Origin of the sequence: Romboutsia faecis (assembly GCF_014323405.1) — a bacterium.
Taxonomy (GTDB): domain Bacteria; phylum Bacillota; class Clostridia; order Peptostreptococcales; family Peptostreptococcaceae; genus Romboutsia_E; species Romboutsia_E faecis.
Genome location: NZ_JACRWE010000003.1, coordinates 140,543 through 167,297 on the forward strand (window position 1 = coordinate 140,543; position 26,755 = coordinate 167,297).

Genomic DNA, 26,755 nt, shown 5'->3' on the forward strand with positions numbered 1-26,755 from the left:
ATAAAATTATGAAGCTAAAACATTTACAAGGATTAACACCAGACGGAGAGCTGTATATAAATGATGATATGGGTACAGTAGAAGCTATGATACCGCCAGGTGTATATAATACAGCACATGCACCAGCTTTATTAGAACTTGAAAATGGAGATATGTTATGTGCATGGTTTGCAGGATCATTTGAAGGAAGTAAGGATATAAGTATAGTTTGTGCAAGATTAAATAGTGGGAGTACATCTTGGGAAGAACCAATAAAGGTATCTAATGATTCTGAACGTAGTGAGCAAAATCCATCATTATTTATTGGACCAGATAAAGCTATATGGTTAGTATATACAGCACAAATGGATCGTATGGAAGGTAAGGACAATATGCAGTTTACTTCTATAATACGTTGTCAAAAAAGTTTTGATAATGGATATACATGGTCAAAAGCAGAAGCACTTTTCTCTAGAGAAGGAAGCTTTTGTAGACAGCCAATACAAGTATTAGAAAATGGAAGATGGATATTTGGAAACTGGGTATGCACAGATTCTAAATTAGGATTAACAGGAGATCCTACTGTATTCCAAATTTCAGATGATGAAGGAAAGACTTGGAAAACTGTAGAGATGCCTAATAGTAATGGTCGTGTTCATGCAAATATTGTAGAACTTGAAAATGGACATCTTATAGCATTAATGAGAAGTAGATTTGCAGATAATGTTTATATAAGTGAATCTTTTGACTTTGGAGATACTTGGTCAGAGCCAGTACCAACAGTTTTACCAAATAACAATTCAAGTATAAGTGCACTAAAATTAGAAAGCGGACGTATTGCAATAGCATATAATCCAACATGTACGCCAGTTCCAACACAAGGAATTGCAGCATGGCCAGGTCTTAGATGTCCAGTAGCAGTAGCATTATCAGAAGATGGTGGAAAAACATGGCCAATGATTCGTCTTATGGAACGTGGTGAAGGGTTTATAGGAGATGAAAATACTACTAATAATAAACAATATGAATATCCTTACTTAATGCAAGGTAAAGATGGAGACTTACATTTAGCCTTTGCTTATAAAAATAGAATAGGTGTAAAATATATGAGATTTTCAGAAGCTGATGTAATGGGAGCTAAGAGAGAAACTGTTGGGCTATACAATCCAACATCTGGAGAAACTAAATAATAGAAAGTAGATAAATACATGATAGTAGATAAAATAGATAATATCTTGTTTTATAAGCCAATGGTGAATAATTTAGAAGCAGGTATAAAAGCTATAAAGGAAATAAAGATTTTAGAAGAAGGAAAGTATACTTTTGAAGGTGGATATTTCATGATTCAAAAAGGAGATACTAAACCTATGGACGAAGGTACATTTGAAGCACATCGTAAGTATGTAGATATTCAAATTGTAGTAGAAGGTAGTGAAGAAATTGCTTGGGCTGATATTTCTGAACTTAAGACTGTAAATATATATGATTCTGTAAAAGACGTGGAAAGACTTGATGGAGATAAAAGCCATAATATACTTATATCAAAGGGGATGTTTTATATAGCATTTCCTCACGATGGACATAAGCCGGTATCACATATAAAACAAAGATTAAATTATACTAAGATAGTAATGAAATTACTAGTATAGTTTTATTAAAAAAGACATATATGATGTACTGAGGACCTATTGTTGGACTTTATACTGGAATGAAAAATTCATTCCAGTATTTTTAATTACAAGGAGATTAGAATACTTTTAAAACTGTGGAAAATTCACGTATAATATTAATATGGAGAGGAAATACAAAATTGATAAAATTATAAATTAAATACTAGAAAATCACTTCGAAGAGTTTAGAAAAAACTGACAACTGTTAGATTTCATCTAAGGTGACCTATTAATAGGTCATTTTTTATATATTATAATTTTTAAATTCTTTCGGTGATATTTTATATTCTTTAATAAATGCTTTATAGAATACAGAGTAATCTGAAAAACCACATTGATGTGGAATTTCTTTTAAAGGCACATTCTCCATAATTAGTTTTTTAGATGTTGTAAGTCTTTTTTGTGTTATTAACTTATATACACTAGTATCAAAATTCTTTTTAAATAATTGATTAACACTAGATTCACTTATATGAAAGTGATCAGCAATAGATTTAATAGTTATTTTTTGTGATAAATTACTTGATATATAGTGTAATATCTCATCTAGCAATATAGTTTTTTCGGGTTTAGAATAAGATACATTATTGTAGCAATGAGCTCTATAAAATAAACAGTATAACTGAACAAATAAGCTATAGCAGTAAAACTCACTAGATGGATTTGGATGAGTTTTTTCTTTAAGTAAAAGTTCGATTATTTGTTCTACTTGTAAGTAAAGTGTGCCAGATGTTTGAAGAACATAGTGACCATTTGAAATGGGATCATGTTCAACTTTTTCAGTTAATTTAAGCATTTTACTACACTGATTATAAAAATTTGAATTAATCCATATTACTGTACGATGATAAGTTTCTTTTGATGCTTCACGTAGCAGTGGACGATGAGAAGCTCCAGGTGGAATAATGATTATATTTCCCTTTTGAATATTGTATCGTTTGTCTTCTATTAAATATTGAATATTTCCTGATTTACAAAAGATTATTTCATAAAATCCATGGTTATGTAAAGTTACAGTATCTTTTTCAGAATCAATCATATCATGTGCATCAATAAATGAACTATTCATTTCTATATCTTTATATCCAATGTAGCTTCCATCATCTGTAAGTATGCCTAAAAAATCTGTTCTTTTTTGATTTACTATTTCATTAATAGTTTTAATATCATATATTATATTTATTTTGTTTAACTTTATTAGCTCTTCAATTTCAGAAAGTTTCATATATAATTTCTCCTGTCAAATTAATAAAATTTAAATCACTAATTATTAATAATGATAATAATTTTATGTAATATTTGCAATGTTTTTTGTAATTTATGCAATTTAAATTGCAAATCAAATAAGTTATCATAATTTTGTAAACGTTTTACAAAATCATTAAATTATTTAGGGGGAAGATATATATGGTAAACAAAAGTGTACGTCCTTTTGGAAAAAAGGATGAAATTGGGTATGTATTTGGAGACATGGCAGGGAGTTTTGTAAATTTATTTGTAGATGCATACTTTTTAATATTCTGTACGTATGTATTAGGAATTAGTAGTGCATGGATGGGGACATTATTCTTAGCAGCTAGATTATGGGACGCTATCAATGACCCAATTATGGGATCTTTTCCAGATAGATGGATGATTGGAAAATCAGGAGATAAGTTTAAACCATGGATTAAAATATTTATGGTGCCACTAGCATTATCAGGAGTATTATGTTTTACTAATGTTCCATTTACTGGAGTTGCATTACATGCTTGGGTAGCATTTGTATATGTATTATATGGAATGAGTTATACAGGAACTTCAATGCCTTTTGGAGCTATGGCAAACGTTGTTAGTACAGATCCAATTGATAGAAGTAAATTATCAAGAGCAAGAAGTATAGGTGGTACACTTGTTGGTATAGGGGCTTTATCTTTTGTACCAGTTATATGTTTTGATGCAAATAGCAATATTATCCCAGAGAGGTTTACGTTATTAGGAATTATATTTGGTATTTTAAGTATTATTAGTTATTCTCTTTTATTAAAAAATACAGAAGAACGTGTTCGTGTTGAAAAGAAAGAAAATAATGAGAAGTTTAATTATGGAAATGTTTTAAAAGCAGTTGTAAAAAATAGACCATTAATAGGAGTTATGATAGCGACTATTGGTAGTATGCTTTATATAACTGGTTCTAGCCAAATAAGAAGTTATATATTTAAAGAGTATTATCAAAATACTTCTATAATGACTTTACTTAGTTTTGCATCAGTACCAATTATGTTAATTTGTTTCCCGCTTGTTCCAAAGCTTGTTGAAAAGTATGGTAAAAAGGCAACTTTAATGGCAGGAATTTTATTTAGTACTGTATTTAGTGTTATACCATTTGTGGTTGAGATAAAGAATGTATATGTATACTCAGCTTTATACTTAATAGCTATGATTGGTCAAACTGCATTTACTATGTTAATTTGGGCATTAGTTACAGACTGTCTTGATTATAGTGAATGGAAATTTAATGAACGTAGTGATGGTTCAATGTACTCTTTATATACATTTAGTAGAAAAATAGGCTCAACTATTGCTTCTGCATTTGTATCATTTGGATTAGGTGCTATTGGATATGTATCAGGAAGCGGTGTAGTACAAACTGCAGAGGCTGTAAATGGGATATATACTCTTGTAACATTACTTCCAGTTATAACTTGTGTATTACAAATAATAGGAATTGGACTTATATTCAATCTTAATAAAAGTAAAACAGAAGAGATGTATGATGCATTAAAAGAAAAAAGAGAGCAAAATATTAAAGAAGTGGGGAATTTATAAAATATGAAAAAAATAGATATCCACCTTCATTTAACTTTAAATCAATATCCTAAAACTGATAGTATGTTTATTTCAAGTGCAGAAAATATGATACCTCACTTAGATAAATTAAATATTGAAAAAGGGATTTTAATGTCAGCTGGAGAAAGCAATAATTCGATGATGCCAATTGGTTATAATGATGAATGTAGACAAATTTGTGAAGTATTTAAAGATAAATATGTTTGGATGTGTAATTTGGATTATAATGATGAAGATAATATATATGAAAGATTAAGTTTATACAAAGAACAAGGTGCAGTGGGTATTGGAGAATTTATGATTAATCGTAAATTAAATGATACCTTTATACAAAAAGTATTTGAAGCTGCAGAAAAATTAGATTTACCTATTTTATTTCATATGAGTCCAAAAGAAGGATATCAATATGGTATTGTAGATGATAGCGGTCTTTTTATGTTAGAAGAAGCTTTAAATAAGTACCCAAAGTTAAAATTTATTGGTCATAGTCAACCATTCTGGCATGAGATAAGTAAAGATGCTGGTAACTCTTTAGAAGAAAGAATGAAATGGGGAAGTGGTAAAGTTACTTTAGGAGGTAGACTACCATATTTATTTGAAAAATATCCTAATTTATATGGTGATTTGTCTGCAAATAGTGGTGGTTGTGCTATTATGCGTGATGAAGAATTTGGATTAGACTTTTTAGAAAAATTCAGTGATAGATTATTATTTGGAACTGATATGGTTAATAATGAAATGGAATTTCCACTTGGAAAGTGGCTTGATGAAAAATATGAAGAAGGTTCTTTAGATAAAGAAACTTATGAGAATATTTGTAATAAAAATGCAGTTAAATTATTTAACTTATAAATAGGGGGATAAAAATGCGTACAAGAATATTACCAAAGATGCTTAATGATGAAGTTGAAGAGTATCTATCAAGAAATGATATTATTATAGTTCCAGTTGGAACTGTGGAACTTCATGGAGGATTTCCACTAGATTGTGAAACTACTATTAGTGAAGCTTATGCAGTAAAAATGGCGGAGGCTTGTGATGGTTTAGTATTAACTGGTCTTCCATATTTTTATGCAGGAGCTACTGCAAGTGGAAGAGGAACAGTTCAAGTAAGTGTTAGAGAAGGAATAGATTATCTTGGAGCAATAGCAAGAAACTTATTAAGATTAGGATTTAAACGTCAAATTTACATAAGTTTCCATGGACCAGCTCACATGACATGTAGTCCAATGATAAGAGATTTTATGGATGAAACAGGAGTTCCTATATTATATATGGATATGACAATGCATGTAATGAAAAATGCTCAAGACTTATTTAAGTCTATGAATAGTTTCCATGCTATTAGTGTTGGTGCTTATAAAATTATGAATAGACTTGATGATGTTCCACTTACAACAAAATATGAACATACAAATCCACAATCTTGTAAAGAGTTTGATGATATATTTGGAATGGCATATCAAAGTGGCTCTATAGGATATTATTTCAAAGAAAAAGGAGATCATATGAGTACAACTGCTGTACCAGATGAAGAAACTAGAAATAGATTAGCTAATGAAGGTGCAGAGCTTATTGAACAAATGGTAGAAAGAATGAACTTAACTCATGTTGTAGAGCAAATGAGAAAACTTGAGGAGTATAACAAGGAAGTAGAAGAGAAATGTCCTTGGGTACCATCTAATTTTAATAAAAATAGATTTTAATGTATGATAAGAATGCCTAGAAATTTCTGTAGTAGAGATTTTTAGGCATTTTTTATTTTACACTTAGGCTGTGTTAGCTTACTTTGTGATAATTATAGAACAAAAATAGCCACACTTTAGTATCTCCAATATATTTAAGACTAAAGTGTGGCTATTTATATAATTTGATATATTTAGTTCGTAATATATTAATACTATTCATTAAATCTACTCAATAAATTGAAATTTATCCATTTTTTACTATATTTTTACAAATGATTAATAACTTCTTCCAATGAATGTAATACTGCTTTTGTCATATTCAAATAGTACTGATTTGGCACTTTCATATCAGGAATACATATTACAGGAATATTTGCTGAATATGCTGATTGTATTCCTGCTTCACTATCTTCTAAAATTAAGCATTCTTCTGGCTTTTCTGAGAGTTTGTCACATGCTTTTAGAAAAATATCTGGGTTAGGCTTTCCTTTTTTTACTTCATGAGCAAATACAAACTCATCAAAGTATTCAATGATATTGTGTTGTTTTAATATAGTTAATGCCCTATCTTCTGTACTTGAAGAAGCAATTGCGATTTTAAAACACTTATCTTTTAAATATGCTAATAATTCTTTGGCTCCAGTTTTTAGAGCAACTCCTTGAGCAATGAATTTACTTTCGATTTTCGACACATTGTTTAATCCTATCTCAATAGTCCATGGTAAACTATATGTATCTATTAAATTTGTAACATTCTTGACTTCTGTTTTTCCACTAAAGTTTTGGGCATATTCTTCAATAGAAAAATCATGCCCAAATTGGTGCAATATCTCTTTATAGATTTTATATGAGATTATTTCACTATCGATTAATAAACCATCTAAATCAAATATTACTGCTTTTATCATATACTTATGTACCCCCAAAAATTCCCTTTTATTCTATACTGTATCAAATGTATCACTATTTCACATTATATAACAAATGCGAAATTGATTATATTATACACAATATCCAATTATTTTCCAATTACAAAATAGTTTTATTAATTTAAAGTATAGTTCATTATTTTTTAAACCTTTTATTATAGTTTTTATATTTTGAAAATATATTGATGAAAGTTGATAGTGTGTTAATTGAGAGAATTAGAGGAGAGAAGGACAGAATTCTTTTTATGTTTCACTTGAGGATGCTAATTAAAGTTCACAATTGTTATTAAAACATACCAAATGAAAAAAACTCTTAGTCTAAACTAAGAGTTTTAAACTGGCGGGAATAACAGGGCTCGAACCTGTGACCCATTGATTAACAGTCAATTGCTCTACCTACTGAGCCATATTCCCATATATTTCGGATTTGTTAGAAATTATTCACCTATCCGTTACAGTTATTATTTTAACCAGTTTATTTAATTGTATTCATTGTTTTTTTATTATTTATATATTATAAAACAAATTTACATATAACTTTTAATAAAGATATAAGAATTAACATATATAATTGAGGTAAGAAATAATATGGCACTTGGGGTCGGAAGAACTAAAATAGGATATGAAATAAGGGGGCATTTAGCACCCTCCTATTTTATACTTATTATATTTTTAGATAATTCATTAATACTATCAGATAGAGCCTGAAGCTTACTTTCTATCCTAACAAGTAAATACATGCTAAGAGCTATAGGAAATCCAACAGAAGCTATCAGAGTTTGAATTTCAGAATCCATCATAAACACAACCTTTCAATGATATTTAAAAAGACTATGCTTAAAAGATAAGTTTTGAAGCATAGTCTTTATTAGTTATATGTTATTTTATCCGATAACTAAGTCAAATGGAGTTGTTTCTGTAACAATAACTTTTGCATCTACTGCAGATACTAAATCTAATCCATTTGGTGAGAATATGTTTTTAGATACAACCAATTCCATAGCTTCTTTTATTTCAGCTTCAGTTATATCTTCTCTAGGGTCTTGTACAGTTAAAGACATTCTTGAATTACTTTGATTTAAAAATGTCATTATTAAATTCATAGAAGTTTCCATTTAAAATTCCCCCTTTCTTAAATTAAAAACAATAGACTATGCATTAAGCGTTGTGTTGTCTATTTTTATGATGTCAGTTACATCATGTTTTTGAAGTCCCATTAAAGATTGTCCAACATCATATACATCTTGAAGATCTGCATCATGTTTTAAATAAGAATAAGATTTACTTCTTGTCTTTGCTTTTCCATCTACCAAACCTAAGTTTAGTTTTATTTTTAAACTTGATGGATTTTTAATTTCTGAAACAGCCATATGAATTACCTCCTTATAAAGTTTGTTTTGAAAGTAGTTTATTTATTACTTTCTTGATATAAGTATAGAAGGTTTATTTTTTAGACTATATTAAAGTACTTTAGAAAAAGATTTGAATTAAGTATATAATATAGTAAAGGTTAAAATCATTAGAAATTATTAATTCATAGGGAGATAAGACATATGAAAAAGAAGAGTATAGTTATGATTTTAGTATTAGCTGTAACAATATTAATTGGATACATATGGTGGGAGTATTATAATTCACACAAAATTAAAGAAGATATTGAATTAAAGAATGAGGTAATTAAAGTAGTTCAGAGTTCTAAAAAAATAGATTTTTCTAAAGTTACTAACTTTGAATGGGATGAAATTTATTTATTTACACCGTATACAGATAGTAAAGAAATATTAAAAAAAGATGGTGTTAAGGGATATAATAGTAAACTTAATATGGAATATAATGATGGAATTAATATAATTGCATTTGTAAATTCTAAAAAAATTATTACATACATAGAAATAAATCGTTCAGATTTTGATTTTGAACCTATTAAAAATTCTAAAATAAGTAAAGATAAATCTATTTTTGAAATTGATAATGATGATGAAGATTATACTTTATTATTGAAAAAATAAAAAAGCGATAAAAACTGTTCATAAAAGTGTTTACGAAAACATCTGTTTTAATGGACAATTCGTCTTAGAATTTAAATTATGATATAATTATTTAATTAAACAAGAAAGTTGGTGTTATAATGTTTTGCAAAATTAGATTAATTAATTTAGCTCCAAGCAAAAACTGCAATGATATCAAAGCATAGTTTGTAAGGAGCGATAAAATAAATGTTTTGTGCAGTTTTTGATTAAATATTTGCTCTAATAATAATAGGAGAAGTATCTATGAAATATAAAAAAGCACAAAATATATTGCCTAAAGATGTTTTAGATTTAGTTCAAAAATATATCGATGGTGATTATATATACATTCCAAAAAAAGATAACAGCAAAAAATCTTGGGGTGAGGTTAGTGGAATAAAAGCTGAACTTAACTCTAGAAACTTTGAAATATATATTAAGTTCTCACAAGGAACATCTATTAAACAATTGGCAAAAGATTACTTTTTATCTGAAAGTAGTATTAGGAGAATATTATATACGTATAAAAATAAATAAATTTAATTGTTTATAGTTAGTACAGAAATGTTCTTAGTAAACTTTTTAAATCATTTTTAAAATATAATATTAATGGAAATACTTACTTAGGAGGAGTTATTAAGATGATAAAAATTGAAAATTTAAATATTATTAACGATAAAGATATGGAAGAAATACTAGATACATGGGAGTCAGCAGTAAGAGCAACTCATAACTTTTTAAGTGAAGAAGATATAATATCAATAAAACCTCAGGTCAAAGAAGGTGCTAAATATGTTAGTAATCTTTTATGTGTAAGAGACAATAATGGTATTATAAAAGCTTTTATAGGAATACATGATTTTAAAATTGAAATGTTATTTGTAAGTAATGATAGTAGAGGAAATGGAGTTGGAAAAAGACTTGTAGAATATGTAATGGAAGCACTACATGTAAATTATGTAGATGTAAATGAGCAAAATCCACAAGCGGTAGGATTTTATAAACATATGGGATTTGAAGTTTTTAAAAGATCTGAGTTTGATGAGCAAGGGAACCCATTCCCTATACTTCATATGAAATTAAAATAATAATACGAATCATATAATAATTAAATATGTAAAAGAATTGATAATTCAATAAAAACTGTTCATAAAAATGAATTGACCTTTTTATGAACAGTTTTTTTATTTTCAAGGAAACCTATTTATACTTTATTTTTATTATTAATAATATAATTATCTAGTATATAATAAAATTTTACTTTACTACTATATAGGTATCGTTGAATCCTTTAGCGATTGCTTCACTCTGTAGTTTTATAGCATTGTTTTTATCATTGAAAGCTCCTATACAAACTCTATAAAAAACATTATCACTACTTATTGATTTATTTACAAATGATAGTAAAGTAGATGATATTGTATCTGCTATGTCTTTTATATATCTAGATGATGTTAGGTTGTTTTCAACTGTGATGTTTGATATAAAGTCTATTTCTATTAGCAGAGCAGGCATTATAGTTTTTCTAAGTACGGAAAATTCTTTTGATATTTTCACTCCACGATTAGGTGTATTTATTTTACTTGATATATTAGTAGATAATTTATTAGCCAGGTTGTATAGTTTGCTGCTTTTATCGTATACCCACACTTCGCATCCTTTTGCAGTTTTGTTTGTTGATGAGTTCATATGAATGCTTATAAAGTAGTCGCAGTTTTCTTTGTTTGCTTTTGTGCTTCTATAGTCTAGTGAGTAGTAGGTATCATTTTGACGTGTTGTTATTACTTTTTCATTAGATTTTTCTAGGGTATTTTTTACTTGAAGCCCTATTTTCAGAACTGTATCACTTTCTTTAGTTTTATTTTGTCCTAGTGCTCCTGGGTCTTTTCCTCCATGTCCAAAGTCTAAGTACCATTTCATATATTTTACCTCCTATACTTTTTGTTAGTTTATCAAATTTACTTAAAATAGGTATTTTAAAGAATTTTAGAAAAAATGTTTAAGTGCTACAATTTATTTAAGATGATAGGGGGAGGTATTTTATGTTAGAAGAAATGACTAGAGATGATCTACCTGAGGGAGTTATGGATATTGTTGATACTATAGGTATTGATGCTTTTAAAGATTTGGTGAGGCTTGTTGGTGGTAGTAATTTATATATTCCTAATGAGAGTAGTCTAGTTAAGTCTTATAGGAATAAGATGATTAGAAAAGAGTTTAAGGGAGATTATAGATCTATTTCTAGAAAGTTTGGTATTAGTGAGGTTCAGGTTAGGAATATTATTAATTTAAAATTAGAATAACTTATATTAAGAAATGAGCACTACTCTTTATAGGATGTAGTGCTTTTTTATTCTAAATATGAATTATTTGTGAAAATACTAATTTATAATTGACAGTAGACAAATGCCGTAATATACTTAAATTACAAAGTAGGCAAATGCCGTAAAAAAGGAAGGTGTTAAAATTGAAAAAGATTCCTAGGACAGAACTTCAAGTTATGAAATTTATATGGGAGCAAAAAAAGACAAGAGTAGCATCAGTAGATATTACAAAGTTTATGAGTGATAACTATGATTGGTCAAAGGGAACTACATCAAAAACCCTTATAAGATTAGTTGAAAAAGAGTTTTTAAAATCGGAAAAAGAAGGAAGACAAACTTTTTATTCTACATTAGTTGATGGTGAAGAGTATCTAAAGTTTGAAACTAAGGAATTCTTTAGTTTTATGCACAATAATTCCTTATCTAGTATAGTATCAGCACTAGATGATTCTAAGGACATTTCAGAGGAGGACATTAAAGCTTTAGAAGAGTGGATAAAAAGTAGGTGATAGTGTGAGATATATAATGATGGATGTATTTAAAACAAGTATATATATAAGTATACCAATTATATTGATTGCTTTACTAAAGAACAAAATTTTAAGTAAATATACTTTTAAACTAAATTATATGATTTGTGTTTTAATAACCTTAAGAATGATTTTTATATCTAGTATAGAAGTATATTTACCTTTTGAAGTTTTAAATAAAAGAAATAATACTTTAAGAAGCATAGCTTACATATCTGAAAATAACGGTAACATAGACGATTTTTTCAATCTAATATTCTACATTTGGATAATAGGTACAGTATGCGTAATTACAAACAGTATATATAAGCAAATTATGTTTTATAAAAAAATGAAAAATATAAAATATAAAGTTGAGGATGAGAATATAATTAAGATTTTAGAAAAAGAAAAGAAAAATTTAAAGGTTAAAAGAAATATCGATATATTTAAGGTAAATGGGCTTTCATCTCCAGCTTTAATAGGTTTTATAAACAATAAAATAATAATACCTAATAAAGATTATAACCAGGAAGAGCTAAAGTGGATACTTAGACATGAGCTGATTCATTTTAAAAGAAAAGATAATTTATTAAAATTATTATTAATAATTGCTAGTGCTATTCACTGGTTTAACCCATTAGTAAAAATACTAAATAAATACTTTAAAGAGCAATGTGAGCTTTCTTGTGATGAGAAAGTAGTTGAGAAATTCAGTGTAGAGGAAGCAAAAAATTATGCTTTAGTATTGGTAAGTTCGTTAAGATATAAAAATACACTTAAAGGTACATTTTGCTCATCTCAATTTAATAATTATGAGATAAATCTAATTAAAAGTAGAGTAGAAGGAATATTAGATTATAGTAGATATAAAAAAGGAACTAGTATATCTATATTTATAGTCATGATAGCAGTGATTTCAATATTTTCAATTAATACAATGACTAATCAAAATACAGCATATGCTAGTGAAAGTGTAGTATCAACAGACTTTAAATCAATAGAAGACGAGTTTGTAAATAATATTACGACTAGACTGACAGAAGAAGAAAAAAAGCAAGTAAGAATTGTAAGAAATGAAGATAACTCTCCTACTATTCTTGTAGGAGATAGTGAAGCTTTTTCAATAAATAAATCTTTTGTAAAAGCAGATAAATAGTAAGGAAATATAGTATAAAAGGGAGCATGGTTTATTTATGGAAAATAAAAATAATAAAGGAAGATATATATTATATACAATTTTTATAATATACTTAATAGTTCTATTTAAAATAGTATTATTTAAATATGAACCCTTAGCAAATATTATAAAAGGTGATATAAGAATGACTTTTAGAAGTGCCAATCTAATGCCATTTAAAACAATATTAGATTTTTTGAATATTGGGGTAAAAAATAATAGTTTACTATGGGCTTTTTCTAATATATTTGGAAATATATGCATATTTATGCCTTTAGGATATTTATTAGCTTTGTTTTCTAAAAAATTTAGAAGCTTAAAAAATGTAACTATAGCAGCTTTAGCTTTAAGTATGTTCTTTGAAGTTAGCCAATACTTTGGATACTTAGGAAGCTTAGATATTGATGATTTAATATTAAATACCTTAGGTGGAATAAGTGGTTATTTAGTGTACATAGGTATAAAAAAACTTATTAGTGATGAGAAAAAGTTAAATCAAGTAACCATAGTATTAAGCGCTATCTCATGTATGGCTGCATTTATAATTGCAAGAGAGCAATTTGGAAATTTACTGGGATTAACTATCCAAGAAGTTACAACTATAGGACAAGAAAATATACCACAAAGAGATCCTGATATAATTGGTACCTATTTAAATATGAAGGATGAAAAAATACATATGTATAAAGGTATTGTAGCTGAAAACTCAAGTGATATAGAGTTTTTAGAAAAGGTAAGTGTAGAAATAAATGATGAAACCAAATTCTATTATACAGAAATAGAGGAATCAAAAAAGGAGTCTTCCATTAATTATAAAGAATTAAGTAAAGAGGAGTTTGCAAAGTATGAATCATATTCTATTTTAAAAATATGGTATGATGAAGATAATAAGGATGTTGTAGATACAATAGAATTATCTAAAAAGATTGATACCTCAGGTGAAGTTATGACAATTGAAGCTAATGAAAAAAAAGAAATACATGGAGATGTTGAAGGAATAAATAATAAGGGGATAGTTATAAATTTAATAACTGTTCAAGAGTTTGAAGATGGTAGCTCAGTTGCTGTAGTAGGAAAAGATGATAATGCTAATTTGATAAATGTGGAGTTTAGTGATGATGCTAAATTTATTTTGAATTTATCAAAACCCAATGGGGATATTGTTGAAAGAAAAGCATGTACAAAAGAAGATATAGAAGTTAAAGATACTGTACTTTTGAAAGGAATTAAAAAGGGAGACATCTTTATTGCTGAGGATATTGAAGTAACTAGGATAGTTGAATAATTATATTTATAAGTATTACATTTAATAACTGTAGCTTTGTGAAGAATATTTAGTTGATCATGAAAAATATAAAAATAAACAAAAAAGCATTGTCAATAGATATGCTAGTGAAAATAATAAGAGATTAAATAAATATAATAAGATAATGGAATTAGAGGAAAATAAGGAATTAGCTAGATATAAGAATAGAAAAAGTTTAGAAATAGCAGTAGATCATGAATTAGATAGAGTAAAATTTTATTTAGAAAATAAATCAATTGAAATTTGTCGTAAAAAGTGTTATCCTATCAACAGTAAATCTAAAAAAGAATGTCGTTACTATATATAATCAATTGCAAATTTGCGATTGTATATATTGAAGAGCTTATTTCTATAGGCTCTTTTTTAATGATAAAGAGAGGTAATAATATGATAAATGTTGATAACTTGTCCTACTCATTTCCACAAAAAGACCTGTATAATAAGGTTTCATTTACATTAGAAGAAGGTCAACACGCTGCTTTTATAGGAGCCAGCGGTAATGGGAAAAGTACACTTATAGATATAATTATGGATCCAGAAAGATATATGTTCGATGGTAAGTTAGAAATAGATCCAAATTGCAAAATTGGATATGTAAGCCAGTTTTCACAATTAGACAAAACAAAAGAAATTACAGTTTTCGAATATATAGCTGAAGAATTCATTAAATTACAAAATGAAATAGCAAATATTTGTACACAAATGGAAACATCTTCGGATATTGAGACTTTACTAGAAAAGTATCAAGAAGCTTTAGACGCATTTGATGCAATTGATGGGGATGATTTTGAAAGTAATATTAATAAAAAATTAAATCTTGCAAACTTAAATAAGCATAAAGATAGAATGATATCTGAACTTAGTGGTGGAGAATTTAAACTGATTCAAGTAATTAAGGAAATGCTTAATAATCCAGATTTAATGATTATGGATGAACCAGATGTATTTTTAGATTTTGAGAACCTTAATTCTCTTAAAAATCTAATTAATTCTCATAAAAAAACAATGTTAGTTATTACGCACAATAGATATTTACTTAATCATTGTTTTAATAAAATTATACATCTTGAAAACATGGAGATTCAAGAATTTGATGGAAGATATATTGATTATAATTTCTCATTACTTCAAACTAAAATTGAATTACAAGAACTAGCTATTGCTGATGATGAAGAGATAGCAAGAAATGAGATACGAATAGAAAAGTTAAGAGAGAGAGCAACTTATAATGCAGAAGCATCTAATGGTAGAGCTCTAAAAGCTAGAGTTAAAATACAAGAAAGATTGGAAGCTCGTAGAATAAAAGCTCCGTTTGTAGATATTAAACAACCTAATATCAATTTAGCTAATAATAATGAAATAGAAGAAACTATTGCCTTAAAAGTTGAAGACTTTAGTGTAGCATTTGATGAAGTACTTTTAGAAAATGTTAACTTTGAGATTAAATCTACTGATAAAGTAGCTCTTATTGGTATAAATGGTGTTGGAAAAACAACTTTATTAAGAGAAATATTTAAAAATAATAATGATTGTATCAAAATAAATAATGATATTGAAGTTGCTTATTTATCTCAGATGCAAGATGAAATACTAAATGAGTCTAATACTATACTTCAAGAGTTTTACGATGCTGGGTTTGAAACTTATAGAGAGATTAGAAGATATCTTTCAAATTATGGATTTGGAGAAGATCGTATTGAACAAAAGATAGAATCTTTATCTGGTGGAGAAAAGAATATACTACAATTGGCTAAAGTTTCAGCTAGTAAGGCAAATATGTTGCTTCTTGATGAACCAACAAGTCATTTAGATACTTACTCACAAATAGCACTAGAAAAAGCCATACAAAATTATAATGGTGCAATTTTAATGATTTCTCATGATTATCATTTTATAGTTAACTGTATGGACTATGTTTTAATGATAGAAGATAAGACAATTAGAAAAGTTAGCATGAAAAAATTCAGAAAAATGATTTATGCTAAACATTTTGATAAAGACTATTTAGAAATTGAACAAAAGAAAAAATCAGTTGAAACACAAATAGCATTAGCTTTAATGGATACTGATTTTGAACGTGCCAAAATTTTATCGCAAGAATTAGAAGCGCTTATTAAGTCACTTTAATATATAAAAAAGATGTTGGTATAATTACCAGCATCTTTTTTGATATTTATTTTTCATATTTAAGATTATATTTATTCATCCAAAGTGCTTGTCCTAATAAGATAAAACTACAAACCCAAACAGCTTTAGTACTTATAGATAAAGAGATTAAAGTTCCTGGAATAGTACCAAGTGCAAATGAAAATGTAAGAAATACAAATATTAGTAGTTTTTTTATAGAATCTAAACTTCTTTTTTCTAATGCATCAAATAATAACTCTCCAACAGTTCTAATATTTCCAGTACAGATAGTTGTATTATGTGAAATATCAAGGCATTTTCTAAATAAGTATAGTTGATATCCCATAAAAAAAGAAACTAAATTTGTAACTAAATAATCTGGAGTAGATAAAGGAATTAAACCAATACAAAATAATCCAATGGATTCTAATAATAAAGCAACTATTCTCCAATCTTTGTTGTATTTATTCTTAGTAACTATATGCCTTATCCAATTACTAAAAACAACTCCGAGCATACAAGATATAATTTGAGCAAAAAAGTGTAGTGCATATCTAAATTCTCCAAGTGCAATGTTAATTCCTAATTTAGACATATTAGCAGTATGCATATTAGCTAAAATTTTATTTCTTGTTATGTAGGTATATGCATTCATATATCCTCCAACAAAGGTCATTATTATTAAAAATAAAGGTCTTTCCCAAGGAGGGAATGATTTCATAGGTATTTTTTTATTTGATTGTTTAATATTCATGTAGTTTCACCTTTTTTATTATATTGTGAAAAATTATATTTATTTATACTGTTAAAACTTATCATTAGTTATAAAAGAGGTAGTAAACGTATTTTTATGTTAAAAGAAATAGCCATAGATGATCTATCTGAGGGTGTTATTGTTGATACTATAGGGATTTATAATTTAAAGTATGTTCAAGCCTTAGAACAAGTAGTATAAAATCTTATTTATTGGAAATAAATTAAGTATATATAAATTTTTTCATTATTCATTTAACCACAGGTGGTAGGCTAAGGCTTACTACCTTATTTTTATATTATTAAGTATAAGCTAATCGTTCTTTGATTACTTTACAAGTATCTGAATGGTATTGTAATATAAGCAATATTTTATGTATTAGAACCTTAATTAAGAGGTTCTTTTTTAGTATATAGATTTATTGTTATATATATCAGGCTTTGTGTTTTAAATTAAATATGTCCAGTTTTGCATGCTTAATGTCCTATTTTGAAAAATTTATTGAAAAAAGTAAAATCAATTAGTAAGATAACAATACATACTAATATATTAATAATTTGAAAAAGTAATATAAGCATATTTAAAGTTATGCTATTATGAAACACCATAATGCATTACAGATACAAGGGGTTTATACAATAAATTAGATTATATGATTTATACAGGAGAAGGCATAGTTGGTGTATTAATAAATTTAAGATAGGAGAGTTATAATGGAGAATTTATATAATGATTGTGAAAAAATTCTTATGGATATAGAGAAATCTAGAGGATACATTGAATCAGGAGAATATTTAAATGGTAGTATAGTTATTAACATAATAAAAACATCTTTATTAAAGAAAGTAAATAAAAAGCTTGAAAGTATAGATAATTATATAAAAAAATAAATGATAATCCAAAAATATTAGATTCAGAATATGAGTTAAAAAGTTTCATAAACAATGGACATGCTACAGTCATATATGAAGATAATCAGATGAATACAGTAGTATATAAACAATTAAATGAATTATATCAATACTTAGAAGACTTAGAGTCTAAAGTAAATGAAATTAAAGTAAACATAAAATAAAAATATTGGGAGTTAATTTAATGAAAAATTGTATGGAGTGTGATTATAAATTTGCATTTTCTGATAGGTTAAAAATGACTTTTAACTTAAGGGGATCTTTAACTTGTCCTAAATGTAAGTCTGTATATAGAGATAATTTTAACTTTTATAGAGGCATTTATTATGGTTTAGTTACTTTTGTATCTATGATTATTTTTTCGGAGGTTACTTTAAGCAATTCTACATTAAAAAGTATCTTATATATGATTATAGTGTTGCCTATATTACTTTTATTTGACCTTATGCCTCATAGATTACATAAGTATATTAAAACCAAGTAAAGTAAATTATATTTATTTTTATCTTAATTTTATTTGGATATTTAGGAATTAAGTTAATAAGATAAATTAAATAATTGTTATATACTATGATTTAATTAAACAAAAGAAGGGGGATTATATGAAAAAACAAATTAAATATTTTCTATCTGGAATTATAATACTACTTATTAGTTCACCTATAGGATATTTTTTAGTTAATACAATCTATGCTAATCAAAATTTATCCGGTGAGTATATTACTTTACTAAATGGATTTATATATTCATTTATGTTAGTGGGAATTTTAGTATTTTGTATGGGATTAGTAAATGTATTTATTGAAAAAAAGTATAAATAAAAATACAAAATCTTAATGTACTACGAACTAATTTAAAATTAATAACAAATAGATGTCTTAAAAAGAAGTCACTAAAATTGAAAAAGAAGAATTATAAAACTCTACGTATTAAAATCAGACGTAGGGTTTTTAATTTATAAAAAATGAAATTTATGCAAATAATGTAATATATAACTAGTACAAGGAGCATAAATTATGGCAAAAAAGGGAGCAGGAAACTTTACAAAACAACTAACAAAAGAACAAAAAGAAGAATACATAAACAATAGATATGAAGAAGCTAAAACACTAACAAATAATATAGATATTTATATAAATAAATTAAATAACATAATAAACAGCAACTGCAGAGAAATATCAATAGAAGAATTTATAAAGAGAGATTTAGAAGAATTGAATTTACCAAAAAATTTATTAGTGCCATATAAAAAACCAGATGAAATAAATATTAGAAAAGCTAATATAATAGAGAAAATATTAAAAAGTCCAAGACAAAAATATGATTTATATGTAAAAGAAACAAAAGATAAATACCAAAAAGAATATGATTTATACGAAAAAAATGAAGCTAAAAGATTAAATGAGATTAAATCATTGACTCAATCTCATCAACTAAAAATAAATGAAGCTATAAATATTAAAAAAGAGCTATACAAAAATAGAGACGCAACAATTATAAGTAATTATAAAGAAGAGATACTAAATCAAATAGATTATCCTATTGAATTTAGAAAATGTATAAATATTGGATATTGCAAGGATTCTAAAAAATTGGTAGTGGATTATTTGCTACCAGATATAAAGATAATTCCGGATATAAAAAGATACGAATATAAAAAAACAAAAGATGAGATTAAATCTATACCTATGAATGAAAAAGAAAGAAACAGTATTTACAATCAAGTTGTATTGTCTATAGTACTCAATAGTATGGATAATTTATTTAAGAAAGATATAGATAATAATATAGATACGATTGTATTTACTGGATATATAAAAGATGTAGATTTAGCTACAGGTCAAGATATAAGTCCATATATAGTATCTGCAATGGTAGATAAAGCTGTATTTAATAAAATTGATATGAATAGAATAGATAAACTTAAATGTTTTAAGGAGACTATGCAGGGAAGAATAGATATAAATTCTAACTTACGTTTAAAAGAAATTTTCCCTATATGCAAATCTGATTATTTAAATAAATCTGTTATAAATAACGAAGGTATAAATTTACTTGAGGTAGATCCATTTACACTTGAAGATTTAGTAATCACATTGTTTAGTAATATGGGGTACGATGTAATGGGAACAAATAGAACTAATGATGGTGGTATAGATTGTATACTAAATAATAATGACCCTATAATGGGAGGTAAGGTTATAGGTCAGGTTAAAAGGTATAAGAATAATATAGATATACCAAAGCTTAGAGAATTTGAGTCTGTACTTAGAAATTCTGATGCTATGAAAGGCATATTTATATCAACAAGTAATTTTAGTACTCAGTGTGAGAAATTTGCAGCTGATAACAATATATCTCTTATAAATGGTAGTTTACTGGTAGATTATTTTAATCAGTATGGTATAAATTCGTATATATTGAATAGAAGATAGGATTCATTAATATATAGATATTATAATGAGTTGCGTAAATTTATATATTTATTTTAAGAATGGATTGACGATAAGCTATAGAAAGTATTAATTTAGAATCTCAGTAAGGAAGTTCTTTTTTAGGATTAAAAGAGTCTATATATATACAAGCAGTTATAATATAATTATATTATAACTACTTGTATAGCAATTGTTATATAATGCGAAGTAATGATATTTTTAATATACATAAATATTTAGACAAAATTGTCAAATAAGTGGTTAAATTTATTTGGTTACTAAGTTTATATTAATAAACTGTTGTACTGGCAAATTATAAGGGGGAGTTTATTAAAGTGAGATGTAATAAATGCAAAACAGAGATGATAAATGATTGTAATATTATAGGATATATGGGAATAGAAATTAGGGTAACAAAAAAGCATAAAGGATTGTTTAATAAATCTATAGATAGTCTAAAAGCATGTGTATGCCCAAGTTGTGGGAGTGTAGAATTCTATATTGAAAATTATGGTGATTTTATTGAAGAGAGTTAATACGTTATTAAAATTAGCATTCGATATTGCTAATGTATTTAATATAAGTATAGAATAAATTTTTTAGTATATAAAAGATGAATAAATTAATATAATAATTGTTCATTTAAGAATATAGGATTTAAAATATCAGGTAATAAACTAAAGAAGTATTAAGTTAGAACCTCAATCAAGAGGTTCTTTTTTAGTATATGCTTTAATCATAGCAAAAAAAGTCAAGAAAATGACCTTGAATGAGTATAAAATATAGTTCTACACAGAAACAGATTAAATAAATATAAGTTTAAAATAATGTAGAATTAAGCAGGAGGTGCTAAATGTCCATAAAGTTTCCAGAAGAAAATATACATCTAAATATAACTATAGAAAAATTAAATAATTATTTAAAAGAACTGGATAACAAAGTTAAACTATATGAGGCTGAGTTTAAAGAATCTAAAAAGTATCTTTATCAAAATAGAAGAGATATGGATACTATGGAGATCTTTTCAAATGAAAAATCTATATCTCAAATTGTGAATTCAGGAGACCTTATATTAAAACAAAAAATAAAAATCGAAAGTCTAATAGATACTCCATATTTTGCAAGAATTGATTTTAAATATGATGGAGAAGATGAAGTAGAAAAAGTATATATTGGAAGAAGTGCATTTATAGATAGTTTTGGAGATATGCTAATATATGACTGGAGAGCACCAATATCAAGTATGTATTATGATTTTGAACTTGGATATGCAAGCTATGATGCACCTTTAGGAAAAGTAGAAGGTGATATTACATTAAAAAGACAGTTTAAAATAACTAAAAGTAAAATGGATTATGTTATCGAAAGTGCTCTTAGTATTGGAGATGAAATACTTCAAAGAGAGCTTTCAAATACATCAGATCAGAGAATGAAAAATATAGTATCAACTATTCAAAAAGAGCAAAATAAAATCATTAGAAATGAGAAGACAGATATATTGGTAATTCAAGGGGTAGCTGGATCGGGAAAAACATCTATTGCATTACATAGAGTAGCATATTTTCTATATAAGTATAGGGAATACTTATCAGCTGAAAATGTAGTTGTAATATCTCCTAATAAGGTATTTTCTGATTACATTTCAAATGTATTACCTGAACTTGGAGAGGAGCCTATTATACAATTAGACTTTGAGGATATAGCCAAGGAACAATTAGATAAGAGTTTAGATTTTGAAAGATTTGCAGAGCAAGTGAGTGAATTATTAGACAATCCTGATAAAGATAAAATTGAAAGAATTAGTTTTAAGTCTTCATTAGAATTTGTTTTATTATTAGATGAGTATATTAGTTATATTGATACTAATTATTTTAATGCTGTTGATTACATATACAATGATATTTGTATTAATAAAGAGTTTATAAGAAGTAGATATAATGCTTATAAAAAACGACCAATTTTTGAAAGATTTGATAAAATAGCTGATGATATTATTGAAAAAATAAAGAGTGAAAAAATAAGTGAGAAAATTCCTAGTAAAGGCGAAATAAGAAAGAAATTAATATCTATGTTTAAGTACAATAATACTCTAGGTTTATATAAAGAGTTTTTTAAATACATAGATAGAGAGAGTTTATTCAAGTTTAAGTGCAATAATCAATTAGAAAATTGTGATGTATTTCCATATATATACTTAAAAATATTCATAGAAGGAATAGAGGGTATGGATGATATTAAGCATGTGGTTATTGATGAAATGCAGGATTATACTCCAATTCAATATATGGTAATAAAAAAACTTTATAAATGTAAAAAGACAATACTAGGTGATTTTGGACAATGTGTAAATCCTTATAATTCTAATTCATTAAAATTATTATTAAATATATTTGACAATAGTGAAGTTGTAAAATTAAATAAAAGTTATAGATCCACTTATGAAATAATTAAATTTGCAGAGCAAATACTAAAACAAGATATAGAACCAATTGAAAGGCACGGAGAATTACCTAATATTATTGAATGTAGCAATTTAGAAACAGAATTAAAACAAATAGAAAATATAATAGATAATTTTAATAAATCTGATTATTCTACTATAGGAATAATATGTAAGACAAGAAAACACGTAAAACAAATTTATGATAAATTAAGAAAAAAATATGAAGTGAATTTATTAGATATTGATAGTTTAGAGTTTAAAGAAGGAATAACAATTTCTACTATTCATATGTCAAAAGGATTAGAGTTTGATGAAATAATAATACCTATGGTTGATTCTAATAATTATGAAACAGATTATGATAGAAATTTACTATATATTGCATGTACAAGGGCAATGCATAAGCTAACATTAACATGTCATAATAAAGTAACAAAAATACTAAATAAGAGCTTTATTTAAATAGTAAGTATTTAGATTTACATAGATGGAGGTGTGATGGTTGAAAGAATTTGAAAAAATTAATGCAGTACAAAAAATGCAAGATTATATAGAAAATAATTTAAATAAAAATATAACATTATATGAGTTAGCACAATGTTCAAATTATTCTCCATGGCATAGTGCAAAATTGTTCAAAGAGTATATAGGCAAAGGTCCATTTGAATATATTAGACTAATGCGTCTTACAAAATCAGCTTTGGAGTTAAGAGATAATGATAAAAGAGTAGTTGATGTTGCACTTGATTTTGTATTTGACTCACATGAGGGTTTTACTAGAGCTTTTAAAAAGGAGTTTGGAATAACACCACAAAAATATAAAAAAGATAAACCTCCAATTTACTTATATAACCCTTACCCTATAAAGGAGCAATATATGTTAAATAAAAAAATAGAAAAAAATAATAATGATAAAGTATCAGAGAATTACTTTGTACAAGTTATGGAGTTTCCAAAAAGAAAGTTTATTTTAAAAAGAGGAATAAATGCTAAAGACTATTTTGAATATGCCAATGAAGTTGGATGTGAAATTTGGGGTCTATTATGTAGTATTAAAGAAGCATTAAATGAGCCTATAGGAGTTTGGCTACCTGAAAAATTTAGAACTGAAGGAACTTCAGAGTATGTTCAAGGTGTAGAGGTGCCAATAGATTATGATGGAATTATACCAGAAGGTTTAGAGATTATTACATTACCACCTTGCAAAATGATGGTATTTCAAGGAGAGTCTTTTGAAAATGAAAATTATGATATAGCAATCGAGAATATATCAAAAGCTGTAATTAAATATAATCCTAGTTTATACGGTTATGAGTGGGCAACAAATGAATTACCGAGTTTTCAGATGGAACCTCAGGGATACCGCGGATACATTGAGGGTCATCCAGTAAGAGAAATATAAATTACGATTTATGTATATCTATATCTCATACAACTAAATAGCTCATTATATCACAGATATATAAATTCCCATAATCAATAACTTAAAATAATATATAAACTTTGTTAAAGTGTTATAATTTAATTAAGATGGGAGGGATTTTATGTTAGAACAAATGACTAAAGAAGATCTACCAAAAGGAGTTATGGATATAGTTGAAACAATAGGCATAGATGCTTTTAAAGACTTAGTAAAGCTTGCTGGAGGAAGCAACTTATACATTCCTAATGAAAGTAGCCTTATTAAAACATATAGAAATAAGATAATTAAAAAAGAATTTAACGGAGATTACAAGTCTATTTCAAGAAAGTTTGGAATAAGTGAGGTTCAAGTAAGAAATATTATTAATAAATAAGGAAAATAAACAATAAAACCCTACGTATAAAAACCAGACGTAGGGTTTTTAATGTATAATATATATATAGGAGAGAAAAAATGAATGATTACGAAAGCAATGCAAAACAAGAACTAATAAAGTGGAAGAAAAAGATGAGAAAAAAGCCATCAATAATAGAAAGAGGAACTAACAAAGCCCAAGGTAAATTCAATGACTTACTTCCTCAAAAATACCATGAAATAATGACAGTAGCAATAAAAAGCATGGTAAAAGCAGTATTATTTGGCTATAAATATATTACTAAGAAGCCATACACAGATTTAACCTTAGAAGAAAGAGAAAACCTAGTTAAAGAAAAAACAAAAATATATAAAAAAACTGCAATGATAGAAGGTGCAGGTACTGGAGCAGGGGGATTCCTTATAGGATTAGCAGATTTTCCATTATTACTTGGTATTAAAGTAAAGTTACTATATGATATTTCAGCTATATACGGATACGACGTTAGAGACTATAAAGAAAGAATATATATATTAAATATAATGGAAATTGCATTTTCATCCAAAGAACATAGAAAGACAGTATTTGAGCAAATGGAAAATTGGGGCGAATATACAAATACACTTCCAAGTGATATAAATGATTTTGATTGGAAAAAGTTCCAACAAGAATATAGAGATTATTTAGATTTAGCTAAGTTTTTTCAATTAATGCCTGGGATTGGTGCAGTTGTAGGACTTTGTGTAAATGGAAATTTAATAGAAAAGCTTAGTGAAACAGCAATTTTTGCATACAGAATGAGGTATAATGAAATAAATAAGCTGTAAATTTTTCATCAAAGGAGTAAGTATGGACATAAAAGAAAAAATTAAGGATTTCCCTCAAAGCCCTGGAATATATATGATGAGAGATGATAAAAGTAATGTTATTTATGTTGGAAAATCTAAAAGTTTAAGAGATAGGATAAAAAGTTATTTTATAAACTCTAATAATCATTCTAGAAAAATAAAGCGAATGGTTAAAAATATTTCAGATATAACTATAACAACAACAGATACAGAGCTAGATGCACTTATTTTAGAATGTGAAAAAATACAAGAAATAAAACCTATGTACAATACGTTAATGAAGAAATATGAAAACTATTGTTATATAAAAATAAATTCACAAAAAGGCATTTATATTGTAAATCATATAGAAAATGATGATTATATTTATTTTGGACCATACACTATGGAAAGAAAGTTAGAGGAAATAAAAAATATATTTATTGAAGTATACAAGCTGCCTAATTGCCAAAAGTTTACAAAGTGTATAAGATATGATTTGAATAAATGTATAGGTCCATGCAGAAGTATAGAAAATAAGGATTTATATAAGGATATATTAGAAAATATAATAGATACACTAAATGGGGAAAATGATGAAATTTTAAATATACTAACAAAACAAATGAACGATGCAATTCAATGTTTAAATTTTGAAGAAGCTCAAAGAATAAAGAAAAATATGGATTTAATGAATAGTCTTTTTAGAAAACAACAAATAATAACTAAGGCTGAAGATAATAAATTATTAATAGGCTGGATTAAATTAAATGAAAGTATAGTTAAAATATATCTTATTGGATATGGTAAAATTTTGTATAGTAAAAAAGTAGATTTAAACAAAATAAACGACGATATTAAAGAAGAACTTACTTTAGATATAAGAAATAGAATTTTAAGAGAAAAGAAAAAAACTAAAGAAATAATAGATAAGTCGAGCATTGATTTTATAAATATAATTTATAATTATATAGAAAATAACAAAGATATTAATTATATTTATGTTGATTTGTAAAACTACAGAATTAATAGAGACTAAATTTAGGAGAAATTTACA

At 26.4% G+C, this 26,755-nt stretch carries 31 protein-coding genes and 1 tRNA gene; 24 read left to right on the plus strand and 8 right to left on the minus strand.

What is annotated here, in order from left to right; translation table 11 throughout:
* Window positions 1-8: 8 nt before the first annotated feature.
* Both H8923_RS07160 and H8923_RS07165 read left to right on the plus strand, forming a co-directional pair.
* Window positions 9-1,169 carry a sialidase family protein gene (locus tag H8923_RS07160; RefSeq protein ID WP_153926033.1) on the plus strand — a complete coding sequence of 387 codons (1,161 nt, stop codon included), beginning with the start codon at window positions 9-11 and terminating at the stop codon, window positions 1,167-1,169.
* 18 nt (window positions 1,170-1,187) lie between these two features.
* Window positions 1,188-1,628: a YhcH/YjgK/YiaL family protein gene (locus H8923_RS07165; protein ID WP_153926035.1), complete on the plus strand. Its 441-nt coding sequence runs from the start codon at window positions 1,188-1,190 to the stop codon at window positions 1,626-1,628.
* A gap of 265 nt (window positions 1,629-1,893) precedes the next feature.
* On the opposite strand, the gene H8923_RS07170 is transcribed toward H8923_RS07165, so the two are convergent.
* Window positions 1,894-2,874: a helix-turn-helix domain-containing protein gene (locus H8923_RS07170; protein ID WP_153926037.1), complete on the minus strand. Its 981-nt coding sequence runs from the start codon at window positions 2,872-2,874 to the stop codon at window positions 1,894-1,896.
* 182 nt (window positions 2,875-3,056) lie between these two features.
* Here H8923_RS07170 and H8923_RS07175 point away from each other — a divergent pair, with 182 nt between their 5' ends.
* From H8923_RS07175 to H8923_RS07185, 3 genes are read left to right on the plus strand one after another with little or no spacing between them, the layout of a single operon-like run.
* Window positions 3,057-4,457 carry an MFS transporter gene (locus tag H8923_RS07175; protein ID WP_153926040.1) on the plus strand — a complete coding sequence of 467 codons (1,401 nt, stop codon included), beginning with the start codon at window positions 3,057-3,059 and terminating at the stop codon, window positions 4,455-4,457.
* A gap of 3 nt (window positions 4,458-4,460) precedes the next feature.
* Window positions 4,461-5,330 (plus strand): amidohydrolase family protein, encoded by an 870-nt coding sequence (locus H8923_RS07180; protein ID WP_153926042.1) that lies wholly within the window; start codon window positions 4,461-4,463, stop codon window positions 5,328-5,330.
* Window positions 5,331-5,344: 14 nt separating this feature from the next.
* Complete coding sequence (locus H8923_RS07185) at window positions 5,345-6,184, plus strand: creatininase family protein (RefSeq protein ID WP_153926044.1); 840 nt, start codon at window positions 5,345-5,347, stop codon at window positions 6,182-6,184.
* Between the two features lie 248 nt (window positions 6,185-6,432).
* On the opposite strand, the gene H8923_RS07190 is transcribed toward H8923_RS07185, so the two are convergent.
* The 5 genes from H8923_RS07190 to H8923_RS07210 all read right to left on the minus strand — a co-directional run bounded on the left by H8923_RS07190 (window position 6,433) and on the right by H8923_RS07210 (window position 8,465).
* The gene (locus tag H8923_RS07190; RefSeq protein ID WP_153926046.1) at window positions 6,433-7,074 is read right to left on the minus strand and encodes an HAD family hydrolase; all 642 of its coding nucleotides are present in this window, start codon (window positions 7,072-7,074) and stop codon (window positions 6,433-6,435) included.
* Window positions 7,075-7,433: 359 nt separating this feature from the next.
* Window positions 7,434-7,509, minus strand: a tRNA-Asn gene (locus tag H8923_RS07195).
* A 236-nt stretch (window positions 7,510-7,745) separates the two neighbouring features.
* Window positions 7,746-7,892 (minus strand): YvrJ family protein, encoded by a 147-nt coding sequence (locus H8923_RS07200; protein ID WP_153971338.1) that lies wholly within the window; start codon window positions 7,890-7,892, stop codon window positions 7,746-7,748.
* Between the two features lie 87 nt (window positions 7,893-7,979).
* Window positions 7,980-8,210 carry a DUF2922 domain-containing protein gene (locus H8923_RS07205; protein WP_243139914.1) on the minus strand — a complete coding sequence of 77 codons (231 nt, stop codon included), beginning with the start codon at window positions 8,208-8,210 and terminating at the stop codon, window positions 7,980-7,982.
* 36 nt (window positions 8,211-8,246) lie between these two features.
* The gene (locus H8923_RS07210; protein WP_153926048.1) at window positions 8,247-8,465 is read right to left on the minus strand and encodes a DUF1659 domain-containing protein; all 219 of its coding nucleotides are present in this window, start codon (window positions 8,463-8,465) and stop codon (window positions 8,247-8,249) included.
* A gap of 183 nt (window positions 8,466-8,648) precedes the next feature.
* Here H8923_RS07210 and H8923_RS07215 point away from each other — a divergent pair, with 183 nt between their 5' ends.
* The 3 genes from H8923_RS07215 to H8923_RS07225 all read left to right on the plus strand — a co-directional run bounded on the left by H8923_RS07215 (window position 8,649) and on the right by H8923_RS07225 (window position 10,192).
* The gene (locus H8923_RS07215; protein WP_153926050.1) at window positions 8,649-9,104 is read left to right on the plus strand and encodes a hypothetical protein; all 456 of its coding nucleotides are present in this window, start codon (window positions 8,649-8,651) and stop codon (window positions 9,102-9,104) included.
* Window positions 9,105-9,368: 264 nt separating this feature from the next.
* Window positions 9,369-9,641: a CD3324 family protein gene (locus H8923_RS07220; protein ID WP_153926052.1), complete on the plus strand. Its 273-nt coding sequence runs from the start codon at window positions 9,369-9,371 to the stop codon at window positions 9,639-9,641.
* Window positions 9,642-9,745: 104 nt separating this feature from the next.
* Window positions 9,746-10,192 (plus strand): GNAT family N-acetyltransferase, encoded by a 447-nt coding sequence (locus H8923_RS07225; RefSeq protein ID WP_153926054.1) that lies wholly within the window; start codon window positions 9,746-9,748, stop codon window positions 10,190-10,192.
* 169 nt (window positions 10,193-10,361) lie between these two features.
* Here H8923_RS07225 and H8923_RS07230 read toward each other — a convergent pair whose 3' ends face one another.
* Window positions 10,362-11,024, minus strand: a complete 663-nt coding sequence (locus tag H8923_RS07230) for an N-acetylmuramoyl-L-alanine amidase (RefSeq protein ID WP_153926056.1) — start codon at window positions 11,022-11,024, stop codon at window positions 10,362-10,364.
* A gap of 122 nt (window positions 11,025-11,146) precedes the next feature.
* Here H8923_RS07230 and H8923_RS07235 point away from each other — a divergent pair, with 122 nt between their 5' ends.
* From H8923_RS07235 to H8923_RS07260, 6 genes are all read left to right on the plus strand, one after another.
* Window positions 11,147-11,407 carry a Mor transcription activator family protein gene (locus H8923_RS07235; protein ID WP_153926058.1) on the plus strand — a complete coding sequence of 87 codons (261 nt, stop codon included), beginning with the start codon at window positions 11,147-11,149 and terminating at the stop codon, window positions 11,405-11,407.
* Window positions 11,408-11,571: 164 nt separating this feature from the next.
* Window positions 11,572-11,937: a BlaI/MecI/CopY family transcriptional regulator gene (locus tag H8923_RS07240; RefSeq protein WP_153926060.1), complete on the plus strand. Its 366-nt coding sequence runs from the start codon at window positions 11,572-11,574 to the stop codon at window positions 11,935-11,937.
* 4 nt (window positions 11,938-11,941) lie between these two features.
* Window positions 11,942-13,096 carry a M56 family metallopeptidase gene (locus H8923_RS07245; protein ID WP_153926062.1) on the plus strand — a complete coding sequence of 385 codons (1,155 nt, stop codon included), beginning with the start codon at window positions 11,942-11,944 and terminating at the stop codon, window positions 13,094-13,096.
* A gap of 37 nt (window positions 13,097-13,133) precedes the next feature.
* A complete protein-coding gene (locus H8923_RS07250) occupies window positions 13,134-14,402 on the plus strand; it encodes a VanZ family protein (RefSeq protein WP_153926064.1) in 1,269 nt (422 codons plus the stop codon).
* Window positions 14,403-14,547: 145 nt separating this feature from the next.
* Window positions 14,548-14,730, plus strand: a complete 183-nt coding sequence (locus tag H8923_RS07255) for a hypothetical protein (protein WP_153926066.1) — start codon at window positions 14,548-14,550, stop codon at window positions 14,728-14,730.
* An 80-nt stretch (window positions 14,731-14,810) separates the two neighbouring features.
* A complete protein-coding gene (locus H8923_RS07260; protein WP_153926068.1) occupies window positions 14,811-16,550 on the plus strand; it encodes an ABC-F family ATP-binding cassette domain-containing protein in 1,740 nt (579 codons plus the stop codon).
* 46 nt (window positions 16,551-16,596) lie between these two features.
* Here H8923_RS07260 and H8923_RS07265 read toward each other — a convergent pair whose 3' ends face one another.
* Window positions 16,597-17,304, minus strand: coding sequence for a YoaK family protein (locus H8923_RS07265; RefSeq protein ID WP_243139915.1), 708 nt, complete (start codon window positions 17,302-17,304; stop codon window positions 16,597-16,599).
* Window positions 17,305-18,017: 713 nt separating this feature from the next.
* On the opposite strand from H8923_RS07265, the gene H8923_RS07270 reads away from it, so the two are divergent.
* From H8923_RS07270 to H8923_RS07315, 10 genes are all read left to right on the plus strand, one after another.
* Window positions 18,018-18,194 (plus strand): hypothetical protein, encoded by a 177-nt coding sequence (locus tag H8923_RS07270; protein ID WP_153926070.1) that lies wholly within the window; start codon window positions 18,018-18,020, stop codon window positions 18,192-18,194.
* Between the two features lie 205 nt (window positions 18,195-18,399).
* A complete protein-coding gene (locus H8923_RS07275) occupies window positions 18,400-18,699 on the plus strand; it encodes a hypothetical protein (RefSeq protein WP_153926072.1) in 300 nt (99 codons plus the stop codon).
* 118 nt (window positions 18,700-18,817) lie between these two features.
* A complete protein-coding gene (locus tag H8923_RS07280; RefSeq protein WP_153926074.1) occupies window positions 18,818-19,036 on the plus strand; it encodes a glycosyl transferase in 219 nt (72 codons plus the stop codon).
* Between the two features lie 195 nt (window positions 19,037-19,231).
* Complete coding sequence (locus tag H8923_RS07285) at window positions 19,232-20,650, plus strand: restriction endonuclease (protein ID WP_153926076.1); 1,419 nt, start codon at window positions 19,232-19,234, stop codon at window positions 20,648-20,650.
* 335 nt (window positions 20,651-20,985) lie between these two features.
* Window positions 20,986-21,186 carry a hypothetical protein gene (locus H8923_RS07290; RefSeq protein ID WP_153926078.1) on the plus strand — a complete coding sequence of 67 codons (201 nt, stop codon included), beginning with the start codon at window positions 20,986-20,988 and terminating at the stop codon, window positions 21,184-21,186.
* Window positions 21,187-21,503: 317 nt separating this feature from the next.
* Window positions 21,504-23,555: a HelD family protein gene (locus H8923_RS07295; RefSeq protein ID WP_153926080.1), complete on the plus strand. Its 2,052-nt coding sequence runs from the start codon at window positions 21,504-21,506 to the stop codon at window positions 23,553-23,555.
* A gap of 40 nt (window positions 23,556-23,595) precedes the next feature.
* Complete coding sequence (locus H8923_RS07300; protein WP_153926082.1) at window positions 23,596-24,495, plus strand: helix-turn-helix transcriptional regulator; 900 nt, start codon at window positions 23,596-23,598, stop codon at window positions 24,493-24,495.
* Window positions 24,496-24,637: 142 nt separating this feature from the next.
* A complete protein-coding gene (locus H8923_RS07305; RefSeq protein ID WP_153926084.1) occupies window positions 24,638-24,889 on the plus strand; it encodes a Mor transcription activator family protein in 252 nt (83 codons plus the stop codon).
* Between the two features lie 80 nt (window positions 24,890-24,969).
* Window positions 24,970-25,698, plus strand: coding sequence for an EcsC family protein (locus tag H8923_RS07310; RefSeq protein WP_153926086.1), 729 nt, complete (start codon window positions 24,970-24,972; stop codon window positions 25,696-25,698).
* 22 nt (window positions 25,699-25,720) lie between these two features.
* A complete protein-coding gene (locus H8923_RS07315) occupies window positions 25,721-26,713 on the plus strand; it encodes a GIY-YIG nuclease family protein (protein ID WP_153926088.1) in 993 nt (330 codons plus the stop codon).
* The last annotated feature ends 42 nt before the right edge of the window (window positions 26,714-26,755 follow it).